Origin of the sequence: Nocardia sp. NPDC050435 (genome assembly GCF_040655395.1) — a bacterium.
GTDB lineage: Bacteria > Actinomycetota > Actinomycetes > Mycobacteriales > Mycobacteriaceae > Nocardia.
Map to the genome: position 1 here is coordinate 380,011 of NZ_JBFAJW010000007.1, position 15,937 is coordinate 395,947.

General features: G+C 69.1%; 15 protein-coding genes. 6 read left to right on the forward strand and 9 right to left on the reverse strand.

Translation table 11 applies throughout. The annotated features are described in order from the left end of the window. Positions 1-38: 38 nt before the first annotated feature. The 3 genes from AB0I43_RS23295 to AB0I43_RS23305 all read left to right on the forward strand — a co-directional run bounded on the left by AB0I43_RS23295 (position 39) and on the right by AB0I43_RS23305 (position 3,182). Complete coding sequence (locus AB0I43_RS23295; protein WP_194817557.1) at positions 39-491, forward strand: Lrp/AsnC family transcriptional regulator; 453 nt, start codon at positions 39-41, stop codon at positions 489-491. Between the two features lie 78 nt (positions 492-569). Next, on the forward strand, positions 570-1,889 hold the full coding sequence (gene lat, locus AB0I43_RS23300; protein ID WP_356974127.1) for an L-lysine 6-transaminase: 1,320 nt from the start codon (positions 570-572) through the stop codon (positions 1,887-1,889). A gap of 105 nt (positions 1,890-1,994) precedes the next feature. Continuing rightward, positions 1,995-3,182 (forward strand): hypothetical protein, encoded by a 1,188-nt coding sequence (locus AB0I43_RS23305; RefSeq protein WP_356974016.1) that lies wholly within the window; start codon positions 1,995-1,997, stop codon positions 3,180-3,182. A 3-nt stretch (positions 3,183-3,185) separates the two neighbouring features. On the opposite strand, the gene AB0I43_RS23310 is transcribed toward AB0I43_RS23305, so the two are convergent. From AB0I43_RS23310 to AB0I43_RS23320, 3 genes are read right to left on the reverse strand one after another with little or no spacing between them, the layout of a single operon-like run. Then, the gene (locus AB0I43_RS23310) at positions 3,186-3,839 is read right to left on the reverse strand and encodes a Uma2 family endonuclease (RefSeq protein ID WP_356974017.1); all 654 of its coding nucleotides are present in this window, start codon (positions 3,837-3,839) and stop codon (positions 3,186-3,188) included. Between the two features lie 4 nt (positions 3,840-3,843). Beyond that, entirely contained in the window at positions 3,844-4,182 is a 339-nt protein-coding gene (locus tag AB0I43_RS23315; protein WP_356974018.1) for a hypothetical protein, read from the reverse strand. After that, positions 4,182-4,556 (reverse strand): DUF1707 domain-containing protein, encoded by a 375-nt coding sequence (locus AB0I43_RS23320; RefSeq protein WP_356974019.1) that lies wholly within the window; start codon positions 4,554-4,556, stop codon positions 4,182-4,184. Before AB0I43_RS23320 ends, AB0I43_RS23315 begins: the two co-directional genes overlap by 1 nt. A 144-nt stretch (positions 4,557-4,700) precedes the next feature. On the opposite strand from AB0I43_RS23320, the gene AB0I43_RS23325 reads away from it, so the two are divergent. Both AB0I43_RS23325 and AB0I43_RS23330 read left to right on the forward strand, forming a co-directional pair. Further along, positions 4,701-6,152 carry a protein kinase gene (locus AB0I43_RS23325; protein WP_356974020.1) on the forward strand — a complete coding sequence of 484 codons (1,452 nt, stop codon included), beginning with the start codon at positions 4,701-4,703 and terminating at the stop codon, positions 6,150-6,152. A gap of 135 nt (positions 6,153-6,287) precedes the next feature. Next, the gene (locus tag AB0I43_RS23330; RefSeq protein ID WP_356974021.1) at positions 6,288-8,207 is read left to right on the forward strand and encodes a protein kinase; all 1,920 of its coding nucleotides are present in this window, start codon (positions 6,288-6,290) and stop codon (positions 8,205-8,207) included. A gap of 4 nt (positions 8,208-8,211) precedes the next feature. On the opposite strand, the gene AB0I43_RS23335 is transcribed toward AB0I43_RS23330, so the two are convergent. From AB0I43_RS23335 to AB0I43_RS23345, 3 genes are all read right to left on the reverse strand, one after another. Then, positions 8,212-9,138, reverse strand: coding sequence for a patatin family protein (locus tag AB0I43_RS23335; RefSeq protein WP_356974022.1), 927 nt, complete (start codon positions 9,136-9,138; stop codon positions 8,212-8,214). 245 nt (positions 9,139-9,383) lie between these two features. Next, the gene (locus tag AB0I43_RS23340; RefSeq protein WP_356974023.1) at positions 9,384-11,180 is read right to left on the reverse strand and encodes an acetyl/propionyl/methylcrotonyl-CoA carboxylase subunit alpha; all 1,797 of its coding nucleotides are present in this window, start codon (positions 11,178-11,180) and stop codon (positions 9,384-9,386) included. A gap of 182 nt (positions 11,181-11,362) precedes the next feature. After that, the gene (locus tag AB0I43_RS23345) at positions 11,363-12,277 is read right to left on the reverse strand and encodes a sulfurtransferase (protein WP_356974024.1); all 915 of its coding nucleotides are present in this window, start codon (positions 12,275-12,277) and stop codon (positions 11,363-11,365) included. Between the two features lie 166 nt (positions 12,278-12,443). On the opposite strand from AB0I43_RS23345, the gene AB0I43_RS23350 reads away from it, so the two are divergent. After that, positions 12,444-13,220 carry a transcriptional regulator gene (locus AB0I43_RS23350; RefSeq protein ID WP_356974025.1) on the forward strand — a complete coding sequence of 259 codons (777 nt, stop codon included), beginning with the start codon at positions 12,444-12,446 and terminating at the stop codon, positions 13,218-13,220. Here AB0I43_RS23350 and AB0I43_RS23355 read toward each other — a convergent pair. The 3 genes from AB0I43_RS23355 to AB0I43_RS23365 are packed head-to-tail and all read right to left on the reverse strand — an operon-like array spanning position 13,146 to position 15,796. Continuing rightward, positions 13,146-13,772, reverse strand: a complete 627-nt coding sequence (locus AB0I43_RS23355; protein ID WP_356974128.1) for a nucleoside triphosphate pyrophosphatase — start codon at positions 13,770-13,772, stop codon at positions 13,146-13,148. The genes AB0I43_RS23350 and AB0I43_RS23355 overlap by 75 nt on opposite strands. 5 nt (positions 13,773-13,777) lie before the next feature. Then, on the reverse strand, positions 13,778-14,095 hold the full coding sequence (locus AB0I43_RS23360) for an acyl-CoA carboxylase subunit epsilon (RefSeq protein ID WP_357432635.1): 318 nt from the start codon (positions 14,093-14,095) through the stop codon (positions 13,778-13,780). A gap of 60 nt (positions 14,096-14,155) precedes the next feature. After that, positions 14,156-15,796: an acyl-CoA carboxylase subunit beta gene (locus AB0I43_RS23365; protein ID WP_356974027.1), complete on the reverse strand. Its 1,641-nt coding sequence runs from the start codon at positions 15,794-15,796 to the stop codon at positions 14,156-14,158. Positions 15,797-15,937 lie beyond the last annotated feature (141 nt).

Here is a 15,937-nt window from a genome sequence, read left to right on the forward strand (position 1 = left end):
CGCGCCCCGAGTCGCGTCCGCCGGGTTAGCCTTCCCTGATGGCGGATACACCGGCAAGACCCGTACTCGATGACACTGATCGACTGCTGATTCGTGAACTGATGGCCGATGGCCGGGCCACCCTGTCGAACCTGGCCGAGAAGGCCAGTTTGTCGGTGTCCGCGGTGCAATCCCGGGTGCGGCGGCTCGAAGCTCGAGGCGTGATTCGCGGCTACAGCGCGCACGTCGACCCGGAGGCACTGGGCCAACTGCTCTCGGCATTTGTCGCGATCACTCCTCTCGACCCCTCGCAGCCCGACGACGCCCCGGCCGTCCTGCAACATATCCCCGGAATCGAGGCTTGCCACTCGGTCGCCGGTGACGAAAGTTACGTGTTGCTGGTGCGGGTGGCCTCCCCGCGGCACTTGGAGCAACTGCTGCAGGAGATCAGGGCGACCGCCAACGTCAGAACTCGAAGCACCATCATTCTGCAGACATTCTACGACAGATAACGGTTTGGCGATAATTAATCCTGAATGTCATAGATCCTGACGGATTTTTTACGTACGCTACGGGGTGTGACCCTCGAAATGGAGCGAACCCGAGGTGCGGTCACCCCCGCTACCCGGGTACATGAGATCTTGTCGGCGCACATCCTCGCCGACGGCTTCGACCTGGTGCTCGATCTGGCGAATTCGCGCGGCTGCCGCCTCGTCGACGAACGCGACGGCACCACCTACCTGGACATGTTCGGCTTCTTCGCCTCGAACGCGCTCGGCATGAACCACCCGGCCCTGGCCGAGGACGCCGAGTTCCGGGCCGAACTGACCACCGCCGCCCTGAACAAGCCGAGCAACTCCGACATCTACACCGTCGAAATGGCCCGCTTCGTGGACACTTTCGCGCGCGTGCTGGGTGATCCGCGGCTGCCGCACCTGTTCTTCATCGACGGCGGCGGCCTGGCGGTGGAGAACGCGCTCAAGATCGCGTTCGACTGGAAGAGCCGGCACAACGAAAGCCACGGCCGCCCAGCCGAACTCGGCACCAAGGTGCTACACCTGACGGGCGCGTTCCACGGCCGCACCGGCTACACCATGTCGCTGACCAACACCGACCCGGTGAAGACGGCCCGCTTCCCCAAGTTCGACTGGCCCCGGCTGGACACCCCGTACCTGACCGAGGGCCGCGACGTCGCACTCGCCGAGCAACACGCCCTCGAGCAGGCGCGTCGCGCCTTCGCCGAAAACCCGCACGACATAGCGTGTTTCATCGCCGAGCCGATCCAGGGCGAAGGCGGCGACCGGCACCTGCGGCCGGAATTCCTGCGGGCGATCCAGCGGCTCTGCCACGACAACGACGCGCTGTTCATCCTGGACGAGGTGCAGACCGGCGTCGGCATGACCGGAAGCATCTGGGCCTACCAGCAATTGGAGCTGGAACCCGACGTCGTCGCGTTCGGCAAGAAGACCCAGGTCTGCGGCGTCATGGCCGGCGGCCGCGTCGACGAGGTGCCCGACAACGTGTTCGCGGTCAGCTCCCGGCTCAATTCCACCTGGGGCGGCAACCTCACCGACATGGTGCGCGTCCGGCGGATTCTGCAAGTGCTGGAACGGGATCGGCTGATCGAGCGGTCCCGGGAGCTCGGCACGCATCTGCTGCGCCGGCTGGAGGAGCTGGCGGCCGCGCACCCGCGGGTCACCGAGCCACGCGGGCGCGGGTTGATGTGCGCGATCACGCTGTCCTCGGCGGAGTTGCGCGACGAGATGGTGACGGCGCTGCGGGAGCGGGAGCACGTGCTGATCCTGGGCACCGGGGAGCGCGGGATCCGGTTCCGGCCGCCGCTCACGGTCACCGTCGCCGAGCTGGACGCCGCGGTGGACGCGCTGGATCGGGTGCTGTACAGCCTCTGACAGCTATTTGCCTCGAGTTCGCTCGGCCCGGCGGAGCGGGGTCGACCCGCTCCGTCGGTACGCTTCGCACCCATGTCGTCTCGTCCTTCGCGCACACTGCCGCGCGTGCCTCGACGTAGTGCAACGATGACCCTCGGCGCGGTCGCCGTGCTGGCCGCGGCGACGGGTTGCGGCGGCGCCTCCGGATCGGCCGCCGACGCGACACGCTCGGCGGTAGCCACGCCGGCCACCGCCCTGCCCGCGCACATGAGCGACCTGCTGCCGGGCATGCCGCCGCCGCTGTCGCCGACCGACGTCTACGCCGCCAATCGCGAACTGCATCCCTCGGTGGCGGACCATCGGACGCTGGTCTACGTCCCCAACAGCGAATCGCACACGGTGTCGGTCATCGACCCGGCGACCTTCGAGGTGATCGACACCTTCGACGCCGGCGGCAGCGAGCCGCAGCACGTCGTGCCCGCCTACGACATGCAGACGCTGTACGTCACCAACGACATGCCGATCGGCGGCGGCAGCCTGCGGCCCATCGATCCGCGGACGGGCGCGGCGGGGGAGCCGTTCCCGGTACGCGACCCCTACAACATGTACTACACGCCCGACGGTCAGTACGCCCTGGTCGTCGCCGAGGCCGACAAATCCCTGGACTTCTACGATCCGCGCACCTGGGAGAAGAAGCACGCCGTCGCCGTCCCGGACTGCGCCGGCGTGGACCACATGGACTTCACCGCCGACGGCCGGTTCGCCCTGGCCAGTTGCGAATTCATCGGGCGGATGCTGGTGCTGGACGTCGCGAAACGCTCGGTGGTGCGCACCATCGATCTGCCGAGTCGCTCCGACAAGCCGCAGGACGTGAAACTCGCACCCGACGGCCTGACCTTCTTCGTCGCCGACATGGTCGCCAACGGGCTCTACACCTTCGACGCGCGGACCTTCGAGAGCAAGGGCTTCATCCCCACCGGCCACGGCGCCCACGGCCTCTACGTCACCCGCGACTCCAAGCAGATGCTGATCACCAACCGCCACGAAGGCAGCATCTCGGTCTGGGACTTCGCCCGCGACGAACTCGTGCACAAATGGTTCCTCCCCGGCGGCGGCAGCCCCGACATGGGCAATATCTCCGCCGACGGCAAGACCTTCTGGGTCTCCGGCCGCCACCACGGCGAGGTCTACGCCATCGACCTCACCACCTGGACCCTGCTCGCCCGCATCCCCGTCGGCCGCGGCCCCCACGGCCTCACCCTCTGGCCCCAGCCCGGCCGCTACTCCACCGGCCACACCGGCGTCATGCGCTGACGCTCAGAACTCCAGCTCGGACCAGGGAATTGCGATCGGGAACGGGAAAGCGAATTCGATCCCGGCGGGGTCCGCCGGTGTCCACTCGCTGACCGCGAGATAGTTCGCCGCGCGGAGCGGCCGCACGCCGGCGGCCAGACGGCCGTGCTCCAACTCCAGCGCGTAGGCGCGCACCATTGCGATGGCACTGCTGTCGCGATCGAGCGAAACCTCCCAGTACCAGGGGATACCGACGCTCGCGTACCGCCCTTTCTTGGCTTCCAGATCGGATTGTGTGTTGGACGGCGACAGCACCTCGCCGACCAGTTCCACATCCGCGGCACGCAGGTCCTGGTAGGGGCCGTCGAGACAGCGATGAACCACGAAATCCGGCGTCAGGAAGTTCGACTTGCCGGTCGGACTCATGAATACGTTCGTTTCGAGGTTCACCCGCCAGCAGTGTTCCGGCTCGGCCGCCATGGACTTGCGTGCCGCGCGTTCCAGTTCGTTGGTGAGGCGGCGGGTGAACGTCTGGTGTTCTCCTGGGCCGCGGCGCAACCACACCACCCGGCCATCCCAGAGTTCGATCTGTTCGGCGATCTCCTCCGGTAGACGCTCCAACTGCTCCCAGGTCAGGTACTCCGGGAGGTCGGGCGGCTCGGGGTGCGGGATCGCCATGAGGTCATGGTATCCGCAGGCCGAGGGCGCCCTCGGCGAAGCGGCGGACGGTGGTGAGGCCCGCCTGCAGGGCTTCGTCGTAGCCCTCGCGGGCCCAGCCGGTGAGTTCGGCCTCGCCCTCGGCGGTCGGGGTGACGCCGATCTCGGCGACCATTTCCGCCGTGGTGGGCTCGCAGACGGCCCAGGAGTAGTGGATCTCGTTGTCCCACTGGGTGGAGCGGCGGGAGACGTAGTCGGGGTCGGTGATGCCGCCGGCGGCCAGGGCCGGGCGGTCATCGATGCGCTCGTCGGCGCGCAGGGCGCGCAGATACCAGTTGCCCGCGTTGATCTCGATGGGTTCCATCAGTTCCTCCCACTGTGCTTCGAGCCGAACAGGAGTGCGCCGCAGAGCGGGATGGCCAGGAACCACAGCCAGCTTCCGGTGACGAAGAACAGGATGACGGCGACGATCGGGACCGCGGCCATCACCCGCTCCGACCACTCGTCGAGGAAGCCGGACTTGTCCCGTGCGGGCGTCTTGGTGAGCTCGACCTGCTCGGCGGGCAGATCGGCGAACAGCGGCTCCAGCTCACCGCGGGTGCGCGCGTTGGCCACCACGGCGCTGCGCTCGTCGAATTCCGCCACACTGAGCCGCCCGGCCGCGAAATGCTCGGAGAGACGTTGCAGCGCCTGCTCACGCTCGGCGGTGCCGATGCGGACTTCGGGAACCTCGCTCATAGGAAAAGGCTAGCGCCACATCCCCGTGACCAGGTCGGCGAAAGCGCCGGTGTGCCGGATTCGCGGTAGGTAGCGTTGACAGCGAAGCGTGGATTACCCGCGAGCGGGTAGCTCCTTCGTGAGGTCGGCGCGAGGAGTTCAGACATGGGGGACATGTCCTTCGGCCCCTATCTGTTGCAGCGCCCGCTGGGGCGCGGCGGCACCGGACAGGTGTGGCTGGCGCACGACTCCGAGACCGAACGCCTTGTCGCCCTGAAGATCCTGGCGCCGGAGCTGAGCTGGGACCCGCGCTACCGGCAGCGGTTCGAACGCGAAGCGCAGGTGGCGGCGGCGCTGCGCAACCCGCACGTGGTGCCGATCCACCGCTTCGGCGATCTCGGCGACCGGCTCTACATCGATATGGAACTCATCGAGGGCGCTGACGCGGCCACGCTGCTGGCCTGCGGCGGGCCGATGACGCCGGCGGTCGCCGTCGAACTGGTGACCCAGATCGCGGCCGCGCTGGACGCCGCGCACCGCACCGGGCTGGTCCATCGCGACGTTAAACCGTCCAACATCGTGATCGACCGCGACGGCTTCGCCTATCTCATCGATTTCGGCACCGCGCACCGCGCGGGGCAGGCCGCCCTCACCGGCACCGGACGGGTGATCGGCACCCTGGCCTACCTCGCGCCGGAACGCTTCACCGCGACCGGGGACGCGCGCTGTGACGTCTATTCGCTGGCCTGCGTGCTCTTCGAATGCCTCACCGCGCGTAGGCCGTTCGGCGACACCGACCCGGCGCAGCAGCTGCACGCGCATCTACAGGAGAGCCCGCCGCGCGCCTCGGAGCTGAATCCCGCGGTGCCGGAGGCGATCGACGCCGTCATCACCCGGGGCATGGCCAAGCGGCCCGGCGAAAGGTACGACAGCGCCGGGGAGTTGGCGGCGGCGGCACGGCAGGCCATCGGCTTGGCGGAGCTTTCGGCGGTCGCCGCGCTGGGGACGGCGGTCGCGCCCTTCGCGGCGGCCCGCCGCGCCGAATACCGGTCGGCGCAGAGCACTCCCGAGACCGAAGTGCACGTCGTACCGGTTCCGGCTGGGGCGACGAAACAGGCTTGGGTGCAGAGCTTTACGGTCCGTGAGCGAATGCTCTGCGGTGTCGCGGTCGGACTGCTCGCAGTGGTCGTGGCGGTGTCGTGGTCGTCCGGCCGGGGCCCGGTCGGCGGGAGCGGTGTCGCGGCAACGGTTTCGGAGTCGCCGGCCGTCCGGGTGCCGGTTCCGGTGGGTTCCGCGCCCGCGGTCGTGCCGACCTCGGCGCGGCCGCAGGCACCGCACGCGCCGGTGTCCGCCGCGCCGACGTCCACGCCGCTGCCGCGCTCGACCGCGCCGGTGCTTCCCGCGATCGGGCAGCCCTGCGATCCGGTCTTCGACATCCAGGGTTCCTCGGCCGACGGGGTCCGGCTGTCGTGCACGGAGATCGGCGGGCAGATCGCGATCTGGTCGCCGGTGCTGGTGCCCGTGCAGCGGCCGCAGGCCGACGAGGACAAGCCGGACAACAGTGGCCACGGGAACGGCCACGGCCAGGGGAACGGCAAGCCCAAGCCGAACCGGTGATCGCGTCGGCCAGGTCACAGGTGTTCGTGCTATCCGCTGTGACCTACCGGGGTTAGGCTCCGATTGAGGCCGGGCCCGCGTTGTGGTCCTGAGTGAGCGGATCTCGGCCGCATCGAGCACCGGGAGGATTCACGCATGGGCGCTGTTCAATTCGGCCCTTACCGGCTGGAACGGCTGCTCGGCAAGGGCGGGATGGGGGAGGTGTGGCTCGCCGCCACCAGCACCGGCACCCGGGTCGCCGTGAAACTGCTTGCCGCCGAGCACGCCAGGGACGCCGACTACCGCACCCGCTTCACCCGGGAGGCGGAACTCGCGGCGACGCTGCGCGACCCGCACATCGTGCCGATCCACGCCCACGGCGCCATCGACGGCCGGTTGTTCATCGAGATGGCCTTCGTCGAGGGCACCGATCTGGCCGGACAGGTGGCGCGCGGCCCGCTGCCGGTGGGGACGGCGATCGACATCATCGGCCAGATCGCCGGCGCGCTGGACACCGCGCACCGGGTCGGCCTGGTGCATCGCGACATCAAACCGTCCAACATCCTGGTGCGCCCCGACGGCTTCGCCTACCTCATCGACTTCGGTCTCGCCCGCAGCCTGGGCGCCAGCACGCTCACCGCCACCGGTATGGCCATCGGCACCCTGGCCTACATGGCGCCGGAACGCTTCACCGGCACCGCCGACGGCCGCGCCGACATCTACGCCCTGGCCTGCGTGCTCTACGAATGCCTCACCGGCGCTCGCCCGTTCGGCGACACCGACGCGGCCCAGCAGATGCACGCCCACCTCATGGCCGCCCCACCCCGCGCCCGCGCCCGTAACTCGGCCATTCCCGCGGCACTGGACGAGGTCATCGCCAGGGGCCTGGCCAAGGACCCCGATGACCGCTACGCCACCGCGGGCGAGTTCGCCGCCGCGGCCGTGCTCGCGAAAGACGGCCGCCGGGCGCACCATCCGACGAAGCGGCTGCCGGTGGTGGGCCCGCATCCGACCAGGGTCGAGACACGGGTGCAGACCAAGATCGCAGGCGCTGCGGTGGCAGCGCCCGGGGCCGAGGTCTCGTCCGGGCCGAGCGCGGTGGGACGAACGCAGGCGTCCAGGGAAGACGAGTCCGCGCGATCGGCTGCGGTCGAGCCCGAGCGGCGGTGGTATCTGCGTCGGCGAGCCGCCGCGCCGCGCCCGGTTGGCCCGGCGCAGCAAGTTCGGCCTGCGCCGCCGGTTCAAGCGGCGCTCCCGGGGACGGGAGCCCGGCCTGCACAGGTGGTTCAGTTGGGGCGGCCGACAGCAGCTGGAAGTTCGGCAGCTGTCCGGCCCGGAACAGCGCTGCCTGCGGCAGTTGGGCGTGCGGCGGCTGCCCGGCCCGGAACAGCGTCACCGCCTGCGGCATCGGGAAGGCCGTCCACGCCTGTACGGCAGCGTGGTCAACGATGGCCGTCCCGCGGCCCGGGCTACGCGCCACCCGCGCGACCACCGGCCCGACGGCGCAAGCGCGGCATCATCCGGAAGACCATCTACGCCCTGATCGCGCTGTGCCTGGCTCCCTTCGCCTTGGCCGCGGGCTGTTTCGCCGTGCTGGCCAGCAGCAGTGACACGGGCAGCGGCGGTGCCACGGTGGCGAATCCGCCCGGGATCTCCGAGCCCGGGCCGGAACCGGAACCGGGGCCCGAGATCGCGCCCGCCGGGTCCGCCGTGCGGGACGGCAAGTTCGAGTTCGAGGTCACCGGTGTCGAATCCGGGGTGCCGAAGGTCGGGTCGCAGCGGGCGACGGGTTCGTTCCTCATCGTGACGCTGACCGTGCGCAATATCGCGGACGAGGCGAAATGGTTCACGCCCTTCGGGCAGAAGCTGTTCGACAGCGCGGGCAATCAGCTCGATCCGCACCTGCTCGCGACGTTCCTGCAGGGCAACGGCAAGCACCGCAACACGATCAAGCTGGAGCCGGGCGAATCCGCCACGGGCAAGCTGGTCTTCGATATCCCGGACTCGGTCACCCCGAGCCGGCTGGCGCTGCACGATTCGCCGTTCTCCGGCGGGGCCTCGATCGCCCTCGGGTGAGCTCTCAGGCGGCGCGAACGGTCTCGCTGAGCGCGTCCAGCACCGCGTGGCGGCCGATCTCCAGGGCCGCGGTGAGCAGGTCGGTGTCGCGCGAGGCGCTGGCGACGGTGGGCGAACCCAGCGGCGGATGGATCTGCAGGGCGGCGGGCCCCAGTTCGGCGAGGAAGCTGTCTTCGACGGTCTGCTGATCCGGTCTGGACATCCAGGCGCGATACGCGCCCGGCGCGCGTAGCCGGAGATAGTTGCCGCCGACGAACTGGTGCAGGAACGGCTCCGGCCCGCGGAACTCGTCGACGCGGCGGGTGCGCAGCACCAGGGCGTGCGTCGCGCCGTCGCGCACCGCGATCCGGATCGGCACGGATTCGGCGATGCCGCCGTCGAGGTAGTGCGCGTCGCCGAGGGGGACCGGCGGCCCGGCCAGGATCGGCAGCCCGGCGGAGGCGCGCAGCGCGGTCTGCAAGGAGACCTTGTCGGTGATGAACGGATGCAGATCCACCGCGAGACCGCTGCGGATATCGGTCGCGACGGGGTGGAACGTCGTGGCGTTGCCCAGAACGGCCGGGAAATCCATCGGCTCGATCCCGTCGTAGACCTGCTCGACCAGCCAGTTCAGGTCGAACGCACGGCGGCCGCGCAGCATCCGGGCCGAATCGACGGTGCGCCGCAGGATCATGGGATCGGTCCAGGTGCGCATGCCGGGCACCACCCGCCCGGACAGGAACCACGCGCCGTTCAGCGCACCCGCGGAGGTGCCGTACACCGCGTCGAAGATCGAGCCGAGCCCGAGTTCCTCCAGCGCGACGACCATGCCGCCCGCGAAGACCCCGCGACTACCGCCGCCCTCGATGACCAGCACCAGCCGGTTCCCGTCAGCGCGACTACCCGAGGCGCTGCGTCCGCGGATCACCTCGGCAACATTGGAGCTGGTCACCGGACCACCATACGACAGGGCTCGAGTTCGAGGCTTGGCGCGGGCGCTACCCCCACCCAGTGTTCGGGATACCTTCACGTCCCACTCTGCGCGACAACCTTCACGTTTACTTCAGGGTTGTCGCTCGAAGTGAGACGAACGGACTTTTCTGCCGACAGCGTCGCGACGCGGCATGCCGTGACGTGCGTTAAAACGCGAAGCGGGCGTGGACTCTGTCGTCCACGCCCGCCTCGAAAAACTCTGGCCTACTTGATCTCCGCCAGCACGGTGCCCTGGGTGATCGCCGCACCGGCCTCGACGGCCAGACCGGTGACCACACCGGCCTTGTGCGCGTTGACCGGGTTCTCCATCTTCATGGCCTCGAGCACGGCGATCAGATCGCCGGCCTCGACGGTCTGGCCCTCTTCGACGGCGACCTTGACCACGGTGCCCTGCATGGGCGCGGTGACCGCGTCACCGGAGGCCGCGCCGCCGCCCGCGCCGCCCCGCTTGCGCGGCTTGGGCTTCTTGCGGATCGCGCCGGCGCCGTTGGCCGTGCCGCCGCCACCGACGGTGAAGTTACCGGGCAGCGACACCTCGACCCGCCGACCGCCGACCTCGACGACGACGCGCTGCCGGGGCAGATCCTCGTCCTCGTCGTCGGCGACCGCACCCGGGGTGAACGGCTCGACGTTGTTGACCCACTCGGTTTCGATCCACTTGGTGTAGACGTCGAACTTCTCGCCGTCACCGATGAACGCGGGATCCTCGACGATGGCCCGGTGGAACGGGATGACCGTGGCGAGGCCGTCGACCTCGTACTCGGCCAGCGCGCGCCGCGCGCGCTCCAGCGCCTGGTCGCGGTTCTCGCCGGTGACGATCAGCTTGGCCAGCATCGAGTCGAACTGGCCGCCGATCACGCTGCCCTGCACCACGCCGGAGTCGACGCGCACGCCGGGGCCGGTCGGCTCCTTGTACACCGAGACCGGGCCGGGGGCGGGCAGGAAGCCGCGGCCGGCGTCCTCACCGTTGATGCGGAACTCGAAGGAGTGGCCGCGCGGGGTCGGATCCTCCTTGATCGAGAGCTCGTGGCCCTCGGCGATGCGGAACTGCTGACGCACCAGGTCGATGCCCGCGGTCTCCTCGGTGACGGGGTGCTCGACCTGCAGGCGGGTGTTCACCTCGAGGAAGGACACCGTCTCGCCCTGCACCAGGTACTCCACGGTGCCTGCGCCGTAGTACCCGGCCTCACGGCAGATCCGCTTGGCGGAGGAGTGGATCTCGGCGCGCACGGCGTCGGAGAGGAACGGCGCGGGGGCCTCCTCGACCAGCTTCTGGAAGCGGCGCTGCAGCGAGCAGTCGCGGGTGCCCGCGACCACGACGTTGCCGTGCTTGTCGGCGATGACCTGCGCCTCGACGTGGCGGGCCTTGTCCAGGTACTGCTCGACGAAGCATTCGCCGCGACCGAAGGCGGCGACCGCCTCGCGGGTGGCGGACTCGAACAGCTCCGGGATCTCCTCGATGGTGTGCGCGACCTTCATGCCGCGGCCACCGCCGCCGAAGGCGGCCTTGATCGCGACCGGCACGCCGTACTGCTTGGCGAACTCGACGACCTCGTCGGCGTTCTTGACCGGGTCCTTGGTGCCCGCCGCCATCGGCGCGGAGGCGCGCTCGGCGATGTGGCGGGCGGTGACCTTGTCACCGAGGTCGCGGATGGACTGCGGGGACGGGCCGATCCAGATCAGCCCGGCGTCGAGGACGGCCTGGGCGAAGTCGGCGTTCTCGGAGAGGAATCCGTAGCCGGGGTGAATGGCGTCGGCGCCGGACTTGGCGGCGGCGTCGAGGATCTTGTCGAACACGAGGTACGACTCGGCCGAAGTCTGGCCGCCCAGGGCGAAGGCTTCGTCGGCGAGCTTCACGAAGGGGGCATCGGCGTCGGGTTCCGCGTAGACCGCGACGCTACCGATGCCGGCATCCTTGGCCGCCCGGATCACGCGCACGGCGATCTCGCCTCGATTAGCTACGAGTACCTTCGTGATTCGCGCGCTGGCATGGCTGGGCACTGAGCCTCCTGGTTTGCAATCTTTGGTCGCTTCGCGGGTATGGGTCGCTGCGCAGGCTTTCCGCTCCCGTGGGTCGACAGCTTACGTCTCGGGCGAGTGTAGGCAGTCTGCCAATAGTTGACGCACTCGGATAGCCCTACTCGACAGTAGGTCGCACATCACACCTGGCTACCCGGTGTGAGCTAGCGCCGCTTGGCGACCGGTTTCGCCGGGGCCGGAACCGCGCCGGGTTCAGTGCCTTTGGCGATCGGCATCCGCACCGAGTTTCCCCATTCGGCCCAGGACCCGTCGTAGTTGCGCACGGTGCCGAAGCCCAGCAGATAGGTCAGCACGAACCAGCTCAGGCTGGAGCGCTCGCCGACGCGGCTGTAGACGATGAGATCGTCGGAGTCGGCCAGGCCGCCGTAGAGCTCGTCGAGTTCGGCGCGCGACCGGAAGCGGCCGCCCGCGCCGATGGCCCGGGTCCATTCGATATTGCGCGCGGTGGGGATGTGGCCGCCGCGCAGCGCCGAGGCCTCCGGGCTCTCCGGCTTCGGCGTCACCTCGCCCGCGTACTCCTCGGGGGCGCGCACGTCGACCAGCGGCTTGCCCAGATGCGCCAGCACGTCGTCGCGGAAGGCCCGGGCGGTGGCGTCGTCGCGCTGCACCGCGGGGTAATCGCTGCGCGCCGGGACGGTCACGTCGAAGGTGGTGTCGCGCTCCTCGGACAGCCAGGCCGCGCGCCCGCCGTCGAGGAGGCGCACGTCGGCGTGCCCGAACAGCGTGAACAGCCACAGCGTGTGGGCGGCCTGCGCGTTGTCCCGGTCGCCGTAGAGCACCACGGTATCCTCGCGCTGGATTCCCTTGGCCCGCATGAGCTCGGTGAACTGCTCGCCGTCGATGTAGTCCCGGGTGACCGGATCGCTGAGATCGCCCCGCCAGTCGATCTTCACCGCGCCCGGAACGTGACCGATGTCATATAGGAGGACGTCCTCGTTGGACTCGATGACCTTCAGCCCCGGCGCGCCGATGTTTGCCGACAGCCACTCTGTGGTTACTAGTCGGTGAGGATGGGCATATGTTCCGAAGAGGGATGCTGGATCCGGGGCGACGGGCACGATGTGGTTCCTTCAGACGAGGTAGACGGCGGTTTCGGCGTTTCGTGCTGCATAACGATGGTAAGTGTGCTGCGTAGGTGAATCTCGTTTCAGATCACAAATCGGCTGAATGGGCGAATAAATCGCACCCACATCCGATAAAGTCTCCCGGGAGGAGGGGTGAGCTATGTCCGATTCGTGGCCGCGACGGCGACTGCTCGCGATCCTACGTGGCGCCAGTGAGCCTCTCGATGCTCAGGAACTGGCCAGAATCACCGGGCAGCACGTCACCACGGTCCGATTCCATCTCGACGTGCTCACCAAGGAATCCCTGGTCCGCCAGTTCCAGCAACCACCGCGCGGCCGCGGCCGCCCGCGCATCGGCTACAGCGCCGTGCAGCGTTCGGTGGGGTATCAGGAGCTGGCCCAGGTGCTCGCCGATCAGCTCGGCAACGACCCGCGCCGCCGCTCCGAAGCCGCGATCACCGCGGGCCGCGCCTGGGGCGCCAAACTCGACGCCGGTGATCACCGGGTGGAGAACCTGGAAGACGCCAAAGACGTCACCATGACCTTGCTCTCGGAACTGGGCTTCGCCCCCGAGCGCGATCCGGCCGCCGAGAACGACGATCAGGTGCTGATCCGGATGACGGCCTGCCCGCTGCGCGAGCTGGCCCGCACGCACTCCGAGGTGGTCTGCGGCGTGCATCTCGGTCTGATCGAAGAGGTGCTGGACCGCAACGGCGGGCGCGGTGCGATCGGCGCCCGGCTGCTGCCGTTCGTGGAACCCGAGCTGTGCCTGGCGCGGCTGGAGTTGCTGGCCCGTCGCGAGGCGGCCCCGGTCCCGGTCGGCGCCGACGGGGCGGCCGAGGAGCCGGCGCTGGCGGCACCGTCAGCGGGGCGGGTGGCCCCACAGCTGCGCAACGCCGACCCCAACATCGTCAAGGAGACGGCGCAGCAGTGGTAAGCCGATCCCGATGACGCTGGACGGGTCGCCCTCGATCCGGTCGACGAACCAGCCGCCCATCCCGTCCAGGGTGAACGCGCCCGCCACCTGCAGCGGCTCGCCGGTGGCGATGTAGGCCTCCAGCTCCGCGGGCTCCGGCTTGGCGAAATGCACTGTGGTGGAACTGCAGTCGACCGCCGTGGCGGTGACCCGGCCGTCGCGGATCCGCAGCACGCAGTGCCCGGTCAGCAGGTCGGCGCTGCGGCCGGCCATCGCGGCCCAGCGGGCCCGCGCCACCTCGGGGGTATGCGGTTTGCCTTGCAGTTCGCCGTCGACGAGCAGCATCGAATCACAGCCGACGACAACGCAATCGGCGGGAATGTCGGTGTCGGCGACCCATTCGGCCTTGGCCCGGGCCAGTTCCACCACGATCGTCTCCGGCGTGGAATCCGCGGGCAGCGCCGCGGCGACGGCGTCCTCGTCCACGCCGGATACCCGCACCACCGGTTCGATGCCCGCGGAGCGGAGCACCTCGCGGCGTGCGGGTGAGGCGGAGCCGAGTACGAGCTCCAGCTTGCTCAACGCAGGTGGGAGAGCTGGGGATAGGCGTACGGGGAGAACGGGGAGGTGCCGCGGTGCAACATGGTCGGGCGGCCCCACAGATCCTGCGGGCCCCGCTCGGCCGGTGCGCCACCGCCGTTGGCGGCCGCGGTCAGCACGCAGACCAGCGCGGCGACCTCGGCATCGGTGGGCGCGCCCTTGACGATCCGGAACAGCGGCTGCTCGCCCGCGCCCGTGGCCGCGGCGGTGGCCGCCTCGGCCGCGTCCGCGATCGAGTCGACGGTGAGGTCCAACTCGACGGCGGTCAACACATCTTCTTCTGCCACAGTCGTCACAGTGCCAGATCCTCTCTGTCGCTTCTCGCAGGCGTATCGCGAAACTCGTGTATCGCGCTACTACAGCGGGATGTTGCCGTGCTTCTTCGGCGGCAGGGTGACCATCTTGCGTTCCAGCAACCGAAGTGCCGAGACGATCTGGCCACGCGTGTGCGAGGGCGGGATCACCGCGTCCACGTATCCGCGTTCCGCGGCCACGTACGGGTTCACCAAGGTGTCCTCGTACTCATTCTGCAATTCCAGGCGCAGAGCGTCCACGTCACCGCCGCTGTTCGCGGCCTCCGAGAGCTGCTTGCGGTACACGAAACCGACTGCGCCGGAAGCACCCATGACGGCGATCTGCGCGGTGGGCCAGGCCAGGTTGACGTCGGCGCCCATGTGCTTGGAGCCCATCACGTCGTACGCGCCGCCGTAGGCCTTGCGGGTGATGATCGTGATTTTGCCCACAGTGGCCTCACCGTAGGCGTAGAGCAGCTTCGCGCCGCGCCGGATGATGCCGTTGTACTCCTGGCCGGTGCCGGGCAGGAAGCCCGGAACATCGACCAGGGTGATGATCGGGATGTTGAACGCGTCGCAGGTGCGCACGAAGCGCGCGGCCTTCTCCGAGGCGTCGATGTCCAGGCAGCCCGCGAACTGGGTGGGCTGGTTGGCGACGATGCCGACGCTGCGGCCGTCCACCCGGCCGAAGCCGACGATGATGTTCATCGCGCGCTCGGCCTGCACCTCGAGGAACTCGTCGTCGTCGAGCAGGCGACGGATGACCTCGTGCATGTCGTAGGGCTGGTTCGGCGAGTCCGGGATGATCGTGTCGAGCTCGCGATCCTCCTCGGTCAGCGAATCCTCGATCGCCCCGTCGATCGGATCGGTGGCCGGGAAGCGCGGCGCCTCGGCGCGGTTGTTGCTGGGCAGGTAGGACAGCAGATCCTTGACGTAGTCCAGGGCGTCCTGCTCGCCGGAGGCGACGTAGTGCGCCACACCGGATTTCGTCATGTGCGTGTGCGCGCCGCCCAGGTCCTCCATGGTGACGTCTTCGCCGGTGACGGTCTTGATCACGTCCGGGCCGGTGACGAACATCTGCGAGGTGCCATCGACCATGACGACGAAGTCGGTGAGCGCGGGGGAGTAGACGTGCCCGCCCGCGGCCGGGCCCATGATCAGCGAGATCTGCGGGATCACGCCGGAGGCCTGGATGTTGCGGTGGAAGATCTCGCCGTAGAGGCCGAGGGAGACGACGCCCTCCTGGATCCGCGCGCCGGCGCCCTCGTTGATGCCGACCAGCGGGCGGCCGGTCTTGAGGGCCAGGTCCATCACCTTGACGATCTTCTCGCCGTAGACCTCGCCGAGGCTGCCGCCGAAGACGGTGACGTCCTGGCTGAAGATGCAGACGTCGCGGCCGTCGATGGTGCCGTAGCCGGTGACCACGCCGTCGCCCAGCGGACGGTTGTTCTCCAGGCCGAAGTTCACGCTGCGATGCCGGGCGAGGGCGTCGAGCTCGACGAAGGAACCTTCGTCCAGCAGGGCGAGGATGCGCTCGCGGGCGGTCATCTTGCCCTTGGCGTGCACCTTGTCGACGGCGGCCTCACCCATCGGGTGCTTGGCTTCTTCCAGACGATTCCGCAGGTCGGCCAGCTTCCCGGCGGTGGTGTGGATATCGGGGGCGCCCGCCGGATCTTGCGCGGACTGCTGCTGGACACTCGTCATGGCTCCGGAGTGTAACCAGTGACAGCCGCCCTCACTAACCGGAGTGGTGCTACCAGTCAGTACAAATAAGCGCAGCTAGATCATGTTCTGGGCCTATCAAAAGCGCAAAGTTCCTGGTCGATCGCGGAGTCGGGGAATCGG

Bases quoted from the DNA above. Each gene is read 5' to 3' on its own strand.
- AB0I43_RS23365 (WP_356974027.1), bottom strand. From the start codon at position 15,796: ATGACGAGTGTCCAGCAGCAGTCCGCGCAAGATCCGGCGGGCGCCCCC.
- AB0I43_RS23325 (WP_356974020.1), top strand. From the start codon at position 4,701: ATGGGGGACATGTCCTTCGGCCCCTATCTGTTGCAGCGCCCGCTGGGG.
- lat (WP_356974127.1), top strand. From the start codon at position 570: ATGGAGCGAACCCGAGGTGCGGTCACCCCCGCTACCCGGGTACATGAG.
- AB0I43_RS23315 (WP_356974018.1), bottom strand. From the start codon at position 4,182: ATGGAACCCATCGAGATCAACGCGGGCAACTGGTATCTGCGCGCCCTG.
- AB0I43_RS23330 (WP_356974021.1), top strand. From the start codon at position 6,288: ATGGGCGCTGTTCAATTCGGCCCTTACCGGCTGGAACGGCTGCTCGGC.
- AB0I43_RS23350 (WP_356974025.1), top strand. From the start codon at position 12,444: ATGTCCGATTCGTGGCCGCGACGGCGACTGCTCGCGATCCTACGTGGC.
- AB0I43_RS23320 (WP_356974019.1), bottom strand. From the start codon at position 4,556: ATGAGCGAGGTTCCCGAAGTCCGCATCGGCACCGCCGAGCGTGAGCAG.
- AB0I43_RS23310 (WP_356974017.1), bottom strand. From the start codon at position 3,839: ATGGCGATCCCGCACCCCGAGCCGCCCGACCTCCCGGAGTACCTGACC.
- AB0I43_RS23295 (WP_194817557.1), top strand. From the start codon at position 39: ATGGCGGATACACCGGCAAGACCCGTACTCGATGACACTGATCGACTG.